General features: G+C 41.3%; 13 protein-coding genes. 6 read left to right on the top strand and 7 right to left on the bottom strand.

Annotated features, from left to right (window positions below; all coding sequences use genetic code 11):
- The first annotated feature begins 202 nt into the window (after window positions 1-202).
- Window positions 203-793 (top strand): PEP-CTERM sorting domain-containing protein, encoded by a 591-nt coding sequence (locus tag AB1A03_RS00880; RefSeq protein ID WP_354622710.1) that lies wholly within the window; start codon window positions 203-205, stop codon window positions 791-793.
- A 115-nt stretch (window positions 794-908) separates the two neighbouring features.
- Here AB1A03_RS00880 and AB1A03_RS00885 read toward each other — a convergent pair whose 3' ends face one another.
- Window positions 909-2711, bottom strand: coding sequence for a CotH kinase family protein (locus AB1A03_RS00885; protein ID WP_354622711.1), 1803 nt, complete (start codon window positions 2709-2711; stop codon window positions 909-911).
- A gap of 311 nt (window positions 2712-3022) precedes the next feature.
- On the opposite strand from AB1A03_RS00885, the gene AB1A03_RS00890 reads away from it, so the two are divergent.
- Window positions 3023-5140, top strand: a complete 2118-nt coding sequence (locus tag AB1A03_RS00890) for a methyl-accepting chemotaxis protein (RefSeq protein ID WP_354622712.1) — start codon at window positions 3023-3025, stop codon at window positions 5138-5140.
- A gap of 430 nt (window positions 5141-5570) precedes the next feature.
- On the opposite strand, the gene AB1A03_RS00895 is transcribed toward AB1A03_RS00890, so the two are convergent.
- The gene (locus AB1A03_RS00895) at window positions 5571-6434 is read right to left on the bottom strand and encodes a YicC/YloC family endoribonuclease (protein ID WP_354622713.1); all 864 of its coding nucleotides are present in this window, start codon (window positions 6432-6434) and stop codon (window positions 5571-5573) included.
- 98 nt (window positions 6435-6532) lie between these two features.
- On the opposite strand from AB1A03_RS00895, the gene AB1A03_RS00900 reads away from it, so the two are divergent.
- Window positions 6533-7192, top strand: a complete 660-nt coding sequence (locus tag AB1A03_RS00900) for a GTP-binding protein (protein ID WP_354622714.1) — start codon at window positions 6533-6535, stop codon at window positions 7190-7192.
- Window positions 7193-7376: 184 nt separating this feature from the next.
- On the opposite strand, the gene AB1A03_RS00910 is transcribed toward AB1A03_RS00900, so the two are convergent.
- Both AB1A03_RS00910 and AB1A03_RS00915 read right to left on the bottom strand, forming a co-directional pair.
- Window positions 7377-7931, bottom strand: a complete 555-nt coding sequence (locus AB1A03_RS00910; protein WP_354622715.1) for an HDOD domain-containing protein — start codon at window positions 7929-7931, stop codon at window positions 7377-7379.
- Between the two features lie 82 nt (window positions 7932-8013).
- Window positions 8014-8454, bottom strand: coding sequence for an HIT family protein (locus AB1A03_RS00915; RefSeq protein ID WP_354622716.1), 441 nt, complete (start codon window positions 8452-8454; stop codon window positions 8014-8016).
- A gap of 197 nt (window positions 8455-8651) precedes the next feature.
- On the opposite strand from AB1A03_RS00915, the gene AB1A03_RS00920 reads away from it, so the two are divergent.
- The 3 genes from AB1A03_RS00920 to dapB are packed head-to-tail and all read left to right on the top strand — an operon-like array spanning window position 8652 to window position 9987.
- A complete protein-coding gene (locus tag AB1A03_RS00920) occupies window positions 8652-8873 on the top strand; it encodes a DUF1289 domain-containing protein (RefSeq protein WP_354622717.1) in 222 nt (73 codons plus the stop codon).
- A gap of 1 nt (window position 8874) precedes the next feature.
- The gene (locus AB1A03_RS00925) at window positions 8875-9204 is read left to right on the top strand and encodes a DUF2956 domain-containing protein (RefSeq protein WP_354622718.1); all 330 of its coding nucleotides are present in this window, start codon (window positions 8875-8877) and stop codon (window positions 9202-9204) included.
- A 51-nt stretch (window positions 9205-9255) separates the two neighbouring features.
- The gene (dapB, locus tag AB1A03_RS00930; RefSeq protein WP_354622719.1) at window positions 9256-9987 is read left to right on the top strand and encodes a 4-hydroxy-tetrahydrodipicolinate reductase; all 732 of its coding nucleotides are present in this window, start codon (window positions 9256-9258) and stop codon (window positions 9985-9987) included.
- Between the two features lie 36 nt (window positions 9988-10023).
- Here the strand turns inward: dapB and AB1A03_RS00935 are convergent, their stop codons facing one another.
- The 3 genes from AB1A03_RS00935 to AB1A03_RS00945 all read right to left on the bottom strand — a co-directional run bounded on the left by AB1A03_RS00935 (window position 10024) and on the right by AB1A03_RS00945 (window position 12884).
- Complete coding sequence (locus AB1A03_RS00935) at window positions 10024-10638, bottom strand: MATE family efflux transporter (RefSeq protein ID WP_354622720.1); 615 nt, start codon at window positions 10636-10638, stop codon at window positions 10024-10026.
- Between the two features lie 5 nt (window positions 10639-10643).
- Complete coding sequence (locus AB1A03_RS00940) at window positions 10644-11333, bottom strand: MATE family efflux transporter (RefSeq protein ID WP_354622721.1); 690 nt, start codon at window positions 11331-11333, stop codon at window positions 10644-10646.
- Window positions 11334-11516: 183 nt separating this feature from the next.
- Window positions 11517-12884, bottom strand: a complete 1368-nt coding sequence (locus tag AB1A03_RS00945) for a Do family serine endopeptidase (RefSeq protein ID WP_354622722.1) — start codon at window positions 12882-12884, stop codon at window positions 11517-11519.
- Window positions 12885-13073: the final 189 nt, after the last annotated feature.

Genomic DNA, 13073 nt, shown 5'->3' on the forward strand with positions numbered 1-13073 from the left:
TACATTAAGGGCAGGCAGCTAAGAGGTGTCAGCTTTTTTTACAAAAAAAATAAGTTAGGTTGAAAAAAGAGAGTATAGGAAAACAAAATATATATAACCATATGAAATTACATACCTATTAATAACTGGCAAGAAAAATGCAAAACTAAGCATGGTAACTCGTTTTATATGCAATCCTAGACAACTTAAGAAGGAAATAAAAATGATGTTAATTAAATCAATGTTAATCTCCGCTTTAATGCTTGTTTCAACCGCATCTTTTGCAGCGCCAATCACCTTTATGTCAGGTCTCGATGACGGTTGTGCTAAATGTACACTAAGCAATCAAAATGCTGGAACCTATGTCAACCCGACGGGTACTGATCTTGATGGTGCAAGTTGGATTCAACCCGATGATGCTTGGAATGTTATTGGGGATTACCGAGTATGGGAATTAGATTTGAATAAAAATGGCATGGATAATTATATTTCATCGCTATTTGTTTCATATGATGATTCATTAATAATTAAGAGCCAAGGAAATGTACTCTTTAACTCTGACGATTATGGCATTGCTTCCCCATGGAAAAAAATTACTGATGTTATTGCTTTAACCGGTGAGCTTTTCGTAGCTGGCAATGGCCGCCTAAACTTCTATGTAAATAATATAGGGGGCCCTACTGGCGTTATCTGGAAAGGTACTGCCAATGATGTAAGCACACAAGAAGTACCTGAGCCTGTAACAATTGCGCTACTTGGTATGGGACTATTTGGATTAGGAATGACTCGCAGACGTAAATCATCTACTAAGTAAATGATTGATAACATACCTTCTATAACCCAAAAAACCCAGATAGATTACCTAACTGGGTTTTTCGTTTTCTAATTAATTTTAGCTACATTTTTAATGACGTTTTAGCTTCGGGTTGTTAATGCGCCATGCGTCGTCTGGTCAATAGCAACAGATACAACAACACAACAATCATTACAGAGCTACTTCCACCCGAGGAGGATTGTGAAGTTGGTTCCACGCTCGACTCGGAACCATTATCAGGGCTAGGATCTGGCACAGTAACGTTCAATTTATCAATTTCATAGCGACCATCAAGCGCATAAAAAGTAATCCGATATTCTCCCTCGCCTTCAGTAAATAGAATATCAGCACCAGTAGCATCGACGATCCCATCGGCATTATCATCACCTAAGTTTTGACTCCAATCTGCATTTATATCGAACTTAAAGCGCCCTGCACCAGTGGCGTCACTCTGAGGCCCATTCGTCACGGTAATACGCCAAATATTAGGCTCTACTTGCTCCATCAAACTGGCAGCCCAATTATTGCTGACGCCACGGTAATAAACCGTTGCATAGATATTTTCAACACTACCCAAGGCTTTCAATACCGCATTACGGCGAGTCTCATACCAATTTTTACCTGAATCTAGAGTAAATATTCTATAGCGACTTTCATTGCCCCAACTAGCGGGTCTATCATTGATGACTTCATTATCTCCCGTGTCATTTTCCAACTCATCACGGATCAACTGATGTACATTTTCTATCCATGGCAAGGAGTCCTCCTGACGCATCAGCCCCGACTCTGTGACCAACTCTTTAAGATAACCTTGATACTCTGCACTATAGCGCTTAATCGCTAAAATTTTCCGTACCAACAATGGCGCATCATTAGCAGAGGCAAACTGCAATGGATCGCTCTCCCCCACATCTCCGACCAACAATGAGGTTCCTAGGGTATTATCAGTATCATAAGGAACAAAATGCATAACTTCACTTTCATCAATATAAATAAAAAAGTTATTTCCATTACCCCAGAAACCATCCCAATGTCCAAGCACAGCCTCGCTTGCTAAACCTTTAAGTAAGAGGGGAATATTAATATGCAGAGCAACATAGTCCTCAAATGCTTGCCCCTCTAAATTGCTAAAGTTCTGTGCTAATTCGACCAATTGCGCATGTGCTTGCGTATATTTACTGCCCTTACTTTTATATTCAAAACTAGCTTGATCAGAGTCACCTACCCCCCCCCAACTGTCATTGATCCGTGAAAAATGCGCTTTACCCCAAGCTTTATGATTACCTTGCCACAAGAAACCACTGTCATTGTCTGGGCCAAAACGTTTATCTAAATATTCTTTACGATTAACGCTTTCATTCATTCGATAAACACCAAAATAAACGCTGGCTCGGTTACCCACGGTAATATCTAGGCGTGCGTAGGTCGAAGAGTGCGCCGTCCAAACATTAAAATTATGCATAATATGATTAGATAAAGGCTCTCGAACATAGCTTTGATCATCTTTAAAGCGCTTCAATTTAAGCTTGCTAATGCCACTCAACACTTGATTATCAACAAACTCATCAAAGTCGAGAGTAAAGTTAGCTTGCGCATAATTGCCATTTTCCTGCTCTGGTAATTCAAAACTGGTGTTACCACTAATCTTGATGCCGATATTATTTAAGGGATACTCGACACCGCCTTTAATAAAGGTCATATCGCCACTCACTACCTCACGAACACTACTGGTGGAACTGAGCAACACATGCCATTGATCTTCACTAAAATGCAGTTTTATTGTCGGAAGATCATCAATATCAAACCAAAATTGGTGTTCTGGATCTTGCAGATAAGTCGTATCATTAAAAGCTTGGCTAGCTGTTGTCACGAGTAAATAAAGCAACCCGAACATTATTGAGAGTTTTTTGAATTTCATAGTTTTCCCTTTGCAGTAGCACTATTATCTTTTTATTTTGATGTGCTTTTATACGCTAATCACACAATAAAAACAGTGACACTTAAACGATTGATAAATGACCAGAACAAACCAATATCACAATTTAAAAATAAATTAATCTAGAAATGCGAACCATACTTAGCGACAGGCTCATAGCCACGACAATGATCGAGATGCAACTTTTAGAACAAGGGCCATGCCCGTTGGTTATACTCGGCAAGCGGTGCTACTGTTGTAAGAAGGCATCTATTTAATTTCAGGCAACCGTTCTATGATTTATGGAGAAAACCATGCGCAAACTATCCATCGCGACCAAACTACTTTGGATCACCTCTGCACTCTTTCTGATCATTGTCAGCGTACTATCCTTTAGCTTATGGTGGTCTTTGAGTAATAAAAATGCAAAATTAGCAGAACAAGTTCAAGGCACCATGCAACAAGAGACTCAACAGCGACTCAATGCCAAAGCAGGCGAATATGGCGAGAAAATAGCAGGTTTCATTAACGAAGCTTACCGCATTCCATTTTCCTTTAGCGGGATTATCGAAACGACAGCACAGCAGCAACCATTAAGCCGAGAAAACATTGAAACAGCAGTGACCGCTATACTACAAAAAAATAGTCAACTCTCATCCATGTATGCCCAGTTTGAAGCCAATGGTTACGATGGCCTAGACAGCGACTACAGTGGAAGCCATAGCCACAGTGTACCAGATGCAGGTTCCTTAGAAATTTATTACACACGTAATAATGACGGTAGCGTAGAGCACCATCAAATCACCGATGCTACGTCCAAATATATCGCTACACTTAACGAATTTGGGATACGCGAAGCAGAATGGTATTTATGCGCCAAAGAGAGCAAAAAGCCTTGCTTAATGGAGCCATACCTCTATGAAATCAGCCCTGGCAATGAGGAATTGATGACTTCATTAACGGTACCTGTGGTGGTGAAAAATAAATTCATCGGCTTGGTAGGGGTTGATATCAATTTACCTATTTTTCAAAAGCTAATTAATGAACTATCCAGCAGTCTCTACCAAGGCCATGCCAAAGTAACCCTTTTAAGCGAAAAAGGATTAGTCGTTGCGGCCAGCCATTACACAAAAAAAGCACGTCCATTATCAGAGTCGATAGATCCCACTCTTGCCAAACAATATCAAAACCTAAACCAGAATGACGCCTATATGGAAACTACCGATAACATAGTCGTCGTTTTCCCTGTGACCATTCCCATCGCAGATGCACATTGGTCGCTACTTATCGAAGTGGCTAAAAGCGATGCATTGCAGGCTGCCATCGCCATGGACGAAGCGATGAGTGATATGGAAAGCTCCTTAGGTAGCCTGTTACTGATAGTTGGGAGCATAGTCTCTGTAATTGCAGTGGCTGCGATTATTTTTGTGATCCGCTCAATTATCGCACCACTGCACATGATCCAGAGTCGAATTGAAAACCTCGCCAGTGCCGAAGGTGATTTGACTCAATCGGTATCAGTACAATCACATGCCGAATTAATCGCGCTAGGAGCTGGCATTAATGGCTTTATTAGCAAGCTTCGAATACTGATCAGCGAGCTCAAAGAGTTAGCTTCCAGCTCACAAAAAGAAAGCCAGAAAGTTGCCAATATTGCGCAACAAACCCGTGCCAGCGTGGATCGTCAGTACCACGAAATTGAAAGTGTGGTCACCGCCGTTAATGAAATGAGCGCCACCGCCTTAGAAGTAGCCAAAGCATCTGAACAAACCGCTTCGGAAACCGAAGCGATGAGTGTCAATGTTAAAACCGGTGAAGAAAGCCTCAGTAAAGCGATGACCTATGTAAACAATATGTCGCAAGAGTCGCAATTGGCTAAACAAGCGGTTGCTAAAGTGGCCGAAAGTAGTACTAATATCAGTAAAATTTTGGAGGTGATTAGCGCCATTGCAGACCAAACCAATCTACTTGCATTAAACGCAGCAATTGAAGCAGCCAGAGCAGGTGAACAAGGCAGAGGCTTTGCAGTAGTCGCCGACGAAGTGCGCACACTCGCCTCTAAAACCCAAAGCTCTACCAGCGAGATCAGTAAACTGATTGATTCATTACAAGGGGAGGTTAAAAGCGCCTCAAAAATTATCGACCAAGGCGCCGATGGCGCACTGTTAGCTGTGGAACAAACCCAATCCGCATTGCATTCACTTAACACTATTGTTAGTCAAATTGAGGCGGTTTCTAGTCAAGTAACACATATCGCCACCGCTGCCGAAGAACAAAGCGCCGTCACCGAAGAGGTCAATCGTAACATTACTGGCATTTCCGATTCAGCTTCTGAACTCGCTCGTCTCGCCGATGAAGCCCAACAGAGCAGCATGAGCCTAGCCGAACTCGTTGTTCAGCAGGATCAACAACTGAAAAAATTAAGAACCTAAATCGCCGCGACCATCCCCTGTTCGGGGATGGCTACCTAGTGCCACCTTATTGTTGACTCATAACGATGGCTATTCAGAATAATAATAGAAAAGTTTTTCCTTTAAACTCCACCTGCTTGCTTAGTGACCGCAATCAGGGTCACCCATTAGTTAGTTCCCGAACGCAAAAGTATAGGCCTTCACCGTCTGAATATTTTTTGGGGTCGGCTTTGCTGTATACAATAACCTGTCTGCTGTGAGTTTTCCCATGTTTACTCCATAGTTGCTGAAATAATGGAGGGGCAATAATGGCTGCCCACCATTCTACCCACCACTAAACAGGTAGTTGGTAACGGACATCTGCAAACCGATTTGTACTGGGGAAATAAAAAATCCCTGTATTTACAAGCAACCAACAGGGCTTCTAAGACATTCTTGGACGGGTAAAACACTATTCGATATTCTGCACCTGCTCGCGCATCTGTTCGATTAACACTTTACACTCAACGGCGGCGGCGGTGATATCGGTATTGATCACTTTAGACCCTAGTGTATTCGCTTCGCGGTTAAATTCTTGCATCATAAAATCTAAACGACGCCCTACTGCCCCGCCTTTTTTAAGTACATTGCGCGCTTCACTAACATGCGAATCGAGACGATCTAACTCTTCTGCGACATCGGATTTCTGTGCTAATAAGACCAACTCTTGCTCAACGCGATTACTGTCTAAATCGACATTAGCATCTTCGAATTTTTTTAGTATGCGTGCTTTTTGCCACGCTTGCACCTCTGGCATAAATGAACGAACTTTAGCCGCTTGTTGTTCAATAGCATCTAAACGTTGTTCAATTAATAGTGCGAGATTGCTTCCTTCCGCGGCACGTGAAGCGATAAATTCATTCATGGTCGCTTGGAAACCCGCCATTAATTCAATTGCAATGCTATCGAAATCTTGCTCTGGCGCTTGCATGACACCCGACCATTTTAAAATATCTACAGGATTTAATGTCCCCGTACCCGCGGTATCTAATACCCATTGCGCATTTTGAATCAATTGAGCAGCAAGATTGTAATTCATAACCAGTGCATTCTGACTACTATCATTGCTTTCAAAACGAAGGTTACACTCTATTTTTCCGCGATCTAATCGTTTGCGAAATATCTCTTTTAATTTCGTTTCCAAACCACGAAACTGCTCAGGAAGGCGAAAATAAGTTTCTAAGTAACGTTGGTTTACTGAGCGAATTTCCCACACTGCGGTACCCCAATCACCTTTAAATTGCTTACGCGCAAATGCTGTCATGCTGTAAATCATAGCTACCTCGAATAATTAAACAGTAAATTTAATTTTGCAGTATAACTGAGGATGGCCTAAACATGCTACGATAACCATGAATTAAGGAGTCTATTTTCATGGTAAAGAAAATTAATTGTCATATTGTGAGCGGTTTTTTAGGCGCAGGTAAAAGTAAACTAATTGAGCGACTAATATCCTATAAACCCATGCATGAAAATTGGGCTGTGTTGGTCAACGAAATCGGTCATCACCAATATGCGCAGGCCCATGCTTTGGCTAATAACGTTGTTGTTAAAGAGATCTATGGCGGCTGTTTATGTTGTAGCGCAGGCATGCCTTTTCGTGTGGCATTAAATAATTTAATCAAAGAGAGTGCACCGCAACGCATTTTTATTGAACCCGCAGGCTTTGGTCATTTAGTTAATATTAAGAAGTTATTACAGGGGCAGTTTTACCAGCCGATACTCTCCATTGAGAAAACAATTTGTTTACTTTCAGAGGAGCAATTGAGTGATGAGAAATATCGTTTGCATGACGGTTATCTCTCTTTAATAAAAGAGTCTGATAAGTTATGGGTAAATTCAGAAAAAGCTTATTCACTCGCTAAAAAAATGGCCGAGCAATATGCACGGCCAATTTACCTTTTACAACAAAACAGGCAGGATTTAACTGCTTTAATTTCAGATCAAGATGACATTAGACGGCCTAATTCTTCTCCCTCTTCTATCATCTGTGCAAATTCATCCACTAAGCCCTCTTTATTTAACGCGATATAGTCGGTCAGTGCTGCGGGAAAACGCGCGACTATCATTGCTGGTGGTAATTTTGCCCCCCATGCAAAACTGGCAAAGACAGATAAGCGAATAAGAATCGCCGCTTTAGAGGGCTGCTCATAGGAGAGCGGATCAAGCTGTTGCTCTATTGCATCGCAAAATACCGTTGAGAAATCCCAATGTTTCGCTAACTGTGCACCAACTTGACTATAGTCAAATCCGAAAGTTTCACGCTGAGCGGAAAGACGGATTCACCACTCTCAACCGCCATCGCAATTAAAGAACATTCCTGCGGTTTTAATATTTGCAGTAACAATTCACCAATGTTATGCATCATTGCACAGGTAAATGCGGTCTCTTGATTAACGTTGGTATGTTTTGCTAATTTTTTAGCAATGGTGGCGGTAATAAATGTATCTTTCCAGAATTGATTTTTATCAAAACTAGGGGTCGATGGGAATGTATTAGAGAGTGTCGCTGCGACCACAATGCTACGCACTTGATTGAATCCTAAACGGATCACCGCTTGCTCAATGGACTCGACCTCTTTTCCGCGACGATATGCAGCAGAGTTAGCAATACGAATCACTTTCGCACTGATAGATTGGTCCATGCCAATTTTTTTGGCAATGTCTTCGACTCGGACATCTTCGTCTGAAAAACTTTGCATTAAATCAAGCAGCAAAACAGGCAACACGGGTAGTTGTTTTACTTCTTTAAATAGTTGTGAAAGTTCAAGCATTCCACATTCCCTTTTAGTAATCGTCTCTATAATCTAGCAAATTAAGCTTTTGTGCGGGTAAATGCAACAAGCAAACAAGTCTTTATTGAGGTGGCGCAAACTCAAATAGTGTAATCATCTTCTGTTGACAAAATAATTTTAATTTATTTTGAATTTCGATAACATCTTCAATTTTATAGGGCTGCTTATGGGTCGTCCCCCAAACCACCCCTGGCCAACAAAGGTCTGACTTTGTTCGCGCAATAATGTGCAAGTGCATCTGCTCAACAATATTACCAATACTCGCAACATTGAGTTTATCACAGCAAAAATGCGTTGTTAAAAATTCACTTAAAAGATTGCTATCTTGCTGTAATGCATGCTGCTCTTGTGGCGTCAACATGTACAACTCGGTTTGCGTGGTTTTGGGAACAATAATCAGCCAAGGAAAATGACTATTATTAAGTAACAGCCAAAGGCTGCGATCGCTTTCTGCCATGAGATGGCAATCTTTATGTAAGCGAGGATCTAATGTAAATGGCATGCATACCCTTATTATCGTCAATGAATGGAGATGAATTATCCTCCTTTGTAATTAAAAATCCTAACGAAAGATAAATTCAACGAAGAAAGTATTGTTTAACTCATGATTCTCACTCGCAAAATTGTTAAACTCACTTTCTTATTACAAGGAATCTATTTTAATTAGCTTTACAAACCAATTATGCAAAGGATGTCATCATGAAATTCAGCCCCTGTACCAATAATTGCACCAGTGGCGGTAACTATTGCCAAGGATGTGGTCGTAGCCATCAAGAGATACGCGAAACTAAAGCCATTGGCGCAACATTAGTCGCTCATCTATTTAAATATGGCTATGATGATCCGGAAAATTTTTTAGATGTTCTCTGTACTAAATCACTCAACCGTTTAGCAGCACTAAAAGAAGAGAAACGTAAATAACATGAGTAAGTATGATGCTATATCCAGCGAGACTCAGGATGAAGCAATGGTTATTGCAAAGAGCACGCAAAGACCTGGACAAACGAAAGAGCAAACAAGGTTGATTGCTTTAGGTATTCAAAAAGGCATTGCTGAATATAAAAAATCAGCTAAAAACAAGCAACGCCAAGCCGATAAAGCTAAAAAATCCAGAATAAACAAAGTAACGCAAACGAGTGAGCAATCTGAAAATGCCCCCCTTCCTCAAACAAAAAATGCTCGTGGCGCATTACCCTGGGGTTTATTAATAACTAGCTGGGCACTGTTTGCACTCTATTTTTTTACTCAGTGATGAATTCCTGTTCATCGCGTTTTTATCACATAATAAAAGCAAGGAATAACAATGGTTACAGTTATCGTAAATGGCGCTAAAGGGCGTATGGGCAGTGAAGCCGTGAATGCAATTAACAATGATCCCGAATTACAGCTCGTTGGTGAATGTGATTTTGGTGATGACCTTGCTGAGCTGATTAGCACAACAAAAGCACAAGTAGTCGTTGACCTAACTGCGGCTTCTGCGGGTTTTAATAATACGCAAATCATTTTAAACGCGGGTGCTTGCCCTGTGATCGGAACAAGTGGTTTTCAAGTTGAACAGGTTAAACAGTTACAAGTGCTTGCACAACAGAAACAGCTCGGTGGGTTAATTGCGCCTAATTTCTCAATTGGTGCGGTATTGATGATGAAATTTGCCGCTGAAGCCGCTAAATATTTACCCGATGTCGAAGTGATCGAGGCGCATAGCCCACAAAAGGAAGAGAGCCCGTCAGGTACAGGCATTCGTACTGCCGAACTGATTGCCGCAGCGCGTACTAAAGCGGCAACGCCTTGCAGCGACAAAGAATTAATTGAAGGTGCTCGTGGTGCAGAACTGCATGGCGTCAAATTACATTCAATACGTCTACCAGGTGTCGTTGCACAACAAACGGTATTCTTTGGCGGGCAAAGTGAAACGCTGAAAATAGAGCATAATTCACAACATCGTGAATCCTTTATGCCTGGAATTTGTCTCGCTTGTAAAGAGGTCGTAAAACGTCAAGAGTTAGTATACGGTCTAGAATTTTTGATGGATTAATCATAAGGAGGGGGGATTAACTCCCCCTCCTCGTTATCAAGTTAGTGTGTATCTTAACCATTTTTTAGAACGCCAACGGAACATCATAATAACCCCTCTTATCCACTCATCCGCGGCGATTGCCATCCACACCCCAAGCACACCAAAAGCAAAGACGATACCAAACAGATAGGCGAGTAGTACGCTGATCCCCCACATGCTTAATATGCCTATTTTCACTGGATAAGCAATATCACCAGCCCCTTTAAGACTTGATATAAAGATTAAGTTAAAAACACGCCCCGCTTCTAAAATAATCGATCCACCCATTAAGGCTGCAGTTAAGATGAGCACCTCTGGATCGTCACTGAATATATCAATGAGCTCAAAACGAAATAGATAAGCGAGGACGGTGATCGTCGTTGAAGCGATTAAACCAACGACGAAATATTGTTGCACACGCTTCAATATTTCTTCAATCCATCCTTTACCTATAAAATAACTGGTCTGGATCTGACTTGCTTGGCCAACTGCTAAAGCAAAGGCGAAAGAGATTCTAGCAATATTTTGTGCGTAGGTATAAGCCGTTAAAGAGGCCGTTCCCATCTGTACGACGAAATAGATAATCACCATTTGTGAAACATTATAGGAAAGGATCTCCCCTGCATTCATTATCCCTATGCGCAATATTTTTTTATAAAAAGAGCAGGTATCGCGAATACACTCCCTATTGGCAAGTCAATTTTCTTATCGCGCAACATATACCACAAAATGGCGGCACTAATAAATTGACTAAAAACGGTGGCAATCGCCACCCCCTGTACACCATAAACGGGTAGACCAAAGGGTTGATATAATGCACAATAATTGCCGAAAACATTAATCGCGCCAGCAAATAAATTAATAAACATCGGTGATTTAGAGTAACCATGAGCACGTAAAATAGTAGAAAAAATAATGCCTAGGGTCACCATAATTGTCAGTGAAGCGGTAATAATTAGATAGTCATAACCAAATTGCGCTACCTGAGCCTCTAGGCCAAACAGTGAGATAATGTCACCTGTTGCGACAAATGAAAGCACCCCTAAAGCGATCCCCATCGCAAGCCCTAAATAGATACTCGCAACGGCAATTTTTGCTGAATCTTGGTGACGATCAGCGCCATTATATTGGCTAATAAGCACACTACTGCCGGTGCTGACCATCATTGAAATAATAACAAGGAAAAATGATATTTGCGTAACGACACCTACAGCAGAAACCGCTTTCTCTGAGTAGCCGCTAAGCATAAACACATCGCTAGTATTAAGTGCCGTGCGCAATAATATCTCGACAAACATAGGCCAAGTAAGGGCGACAATATTCATTCTATTGTCCATGAGCTTGCTATTTTTATGCATATTGGGGGCTTAATAATGAAAAAGAGAAGAATCTTCATTATATCCCAAAGATGGGTATCGAGCCTACAAAAAAGCACCTATTACCACAAATAACCATAAAATATTCATGGCCAAAGGAAATAGGTGCTCTAATGTGTTTTTAATGCGCTGTTATTTAATAACGATAAAGAACGAACCTCCATTACGATTTATCTGTAACAGTAATGCAGATTCATTGCGTTTTAAGGCTTTAGTCAGTGATTTAATGTCAGTTACACGGCGTTGATTCGCGCCAACAATAAGATCGCCGACTCTTAAACCACTACCCGCAGCAATCGAGTTTCCCGACACCTGTGTAACAACAACACCATTACCATCATTATCATTTTCAAAGCGCACACCTTCTAGCAATGAATGTAGTCCTTCATTCGTAATCGCCGTCTCCTGTGGAGCGGCAATTAAAACAGTTAACTGTTTCTCTTCACCCTCTCGTAAAATGGTTACCTGTACGCTGTCACCTATATTTTTCACACCAATAAGGCTGCGTAATTGTCCCGTGGAAGTGGTATTTTTACCATCAACCATGACGATAACATCCCCTGCCCGCAACCCCGCTTTTTCCGCAGGCATCCCCTTAGCAACATCGCTGATCAACACCCCTGCTTGGCCATTTTCAAGCGCAAAAGCATCGCGTAGATCAGGTGTAATATCTTGGATTGCAACCCCTATTTGACCACGGCGAACCTCACCATGTGCTAAAATCTGTACCATACTTGCCTTGGCCATATTGCTCGGAATGGCAAAGCCAATACCAACATTACCTCCGGCTGGGGCAATGATAGCAGTATTGATACCAACCAGCTCACCCGCGAGATTAACTAGCGCGCCACCTGAATTTCCCGGATTGATAGACGCGTCGGTTTGGATAAAGTTTTCATAGCCTTCTAGCCCTAATCCAGTTCGCCCTAGTGCACTAACGATACCCGTAGTAACGGTTTGCCCTAAGCCAAAGGGGTTACCGATAGCAATCACAAAGTCACCAACATCAATGGCTGATGAATCGGCAATTTTCACCTCCGTTAAGCGATCTGCTTCTATTTCTAATATTGCAATATCTAAATCAGGGTCAACTCCCATCAAATTTGCTTGATAACTTCGCCCATCAAGTAACGAAACGCGTATCTCATCGGCATCTTTAATCACATGGTAATTGGTCATTACCACGCCTTTACTAGCATCCACAATAACCCCAGAGCCTGCACTTTGCTGACGCCTATTTTGCTTACCTTCTGGCATTTGCTGTTGATCAGGCAAATTAAAAAAGTGTCTAAAGAAGGGATCATTTAATAGTGGGTTAACTTGCTGTGGTTTTGTTGAGTAAGTAGAGATGTTAACCACCGCAGGACTTATCTGTTTTAAAATAGGTGACAAGGAAGGGAAAGGCTTCCCGTCTGCAGTGATATTCGGAATAGTTGCAACGGCGACCTGAGAAATTAGGCCAATAAAAACAGCAAATAGTGTTAACGAAATTTTCTTCATTTTTAAAAGTCCTATCATGATTTGTGATCATTAAAAAAAACATGCTAAAAGTACACTATAGAGGCGTTATTCATCCTCGGTAAATGAAATAATAAAATGGTCAATTATCTCTGTCAATTGGATGAAACATTCGTCGCTAGTCCCCATCGAAATAAATTGCTGATATAAAAGTGACTGGTTGAAGGAGAG

This window comes from Psychromonas sp. MME2, assembly GCF_040566515.1.
Lineage (GTDB): Bacteria > Pseudomonadota > Gammaproteobacteria > Enterobacterales > Psychromonadaceae > Psychromonas.

What these genes read in the sequence shown, in the direction of transcription:
- AB1A03_RS00880 (WP_354622710.1), top strand. Translation starts at nt 203, where the DNA reads ATGATGTTAATTAAATCAATGTTAATCTCCGCTTTAATGCTTGTTTCA.
- AB1A03_RS00885 (WP_354622711.1), bottom strand. Translation starts at nt 2,711, where the DNA reads ATGAAATTCAAAAAACTCTCAATAATGTTCGGGTTGCTTTATTTACTC.
- AB1A03_RS00890 (WP_354622712.1), top strand. Translation starts at nt 3,023, where the DNA reads ATGCGCAAACTATCCATCGCGACCAAACTACTTTGGATCACCTCTGCA.
- AB1A03_RS00895 (WP_354622713.1), bottom strand. Translation starts at nt 6,434, where the DNA reads ATGATTTACAGCATGACAGCATTTGCGCGTAAGCAATTTAAAGGTGAT.
- AB1A03_RS00900 (WP_354622714.1), top strand. Translation starts at nt 6,533, where the DNA reads ATGGTAAAGAAAATTAATTGTCATATTGTGAGCGGTTTTTTAGGCGCA.
- AB1A03_RS00910 (WP_354622715.1), bottom strand. Translation starts at nt 7,931, where the DNA reads ATGCTTGAACTTTCACAACTATTTAAAGAAGTAAAACAACTACCCGTG.
- AB1A03_RS00915 (WP_354622716.1), bottom strand. Translation starts at nt 8,454, where the DNA reads ATGCCATTTACATTAGATCCTCGCTTACATAAAGATTGCCATCTCATG.
- AB1A03_RS00920 (WP_354622717.1), top strand. Translation starts at nt 8,652, where the DNA reads ATGAAATTCAGCCCCTGTACCAATAATTGCACCAGTGGCGGTAACTAT.
- AB1A03_RS00925 (WP_354622718.1), top strand. Translation starts at nt 8,875, where the DNA reads ATGAGTAAGTATGATGCTATATCCAGCGAGACTCAGGATGAAGCAATG.
- dapB (WP_354622719.1), top strand. Translation starts at nt 9,256, where the DNA reads ATGGTTACAGTTATCGTAAATGGCGCTAAAGGGCGTATGGGCAGTGAA.
- AB1A03_RS00935 (WP_354622720.1), bottom strand. Translation starts at nt 10,638, where the DNA reads ATGAATGCAGGGGAGATCCTTTCCTATAATGTTTCACAAATGGTGATT.
- AB1A03_RS00940 (WP_354622721.1), bottom strand. Translation starts at nt 11,333, where the DNA reads ATGAATATTGTCGCCCTTACTTGGCCTATGTTTGTCGAGATATTATTG.
- AB1A03_RS00945 (WP_354622722.1), bottom strand. Translation starts at nt 12,884, where the DNA reads ATGAAGAAAATTTCGTTAACACTATTTGCTGTTTTTATTGGCCTAATT.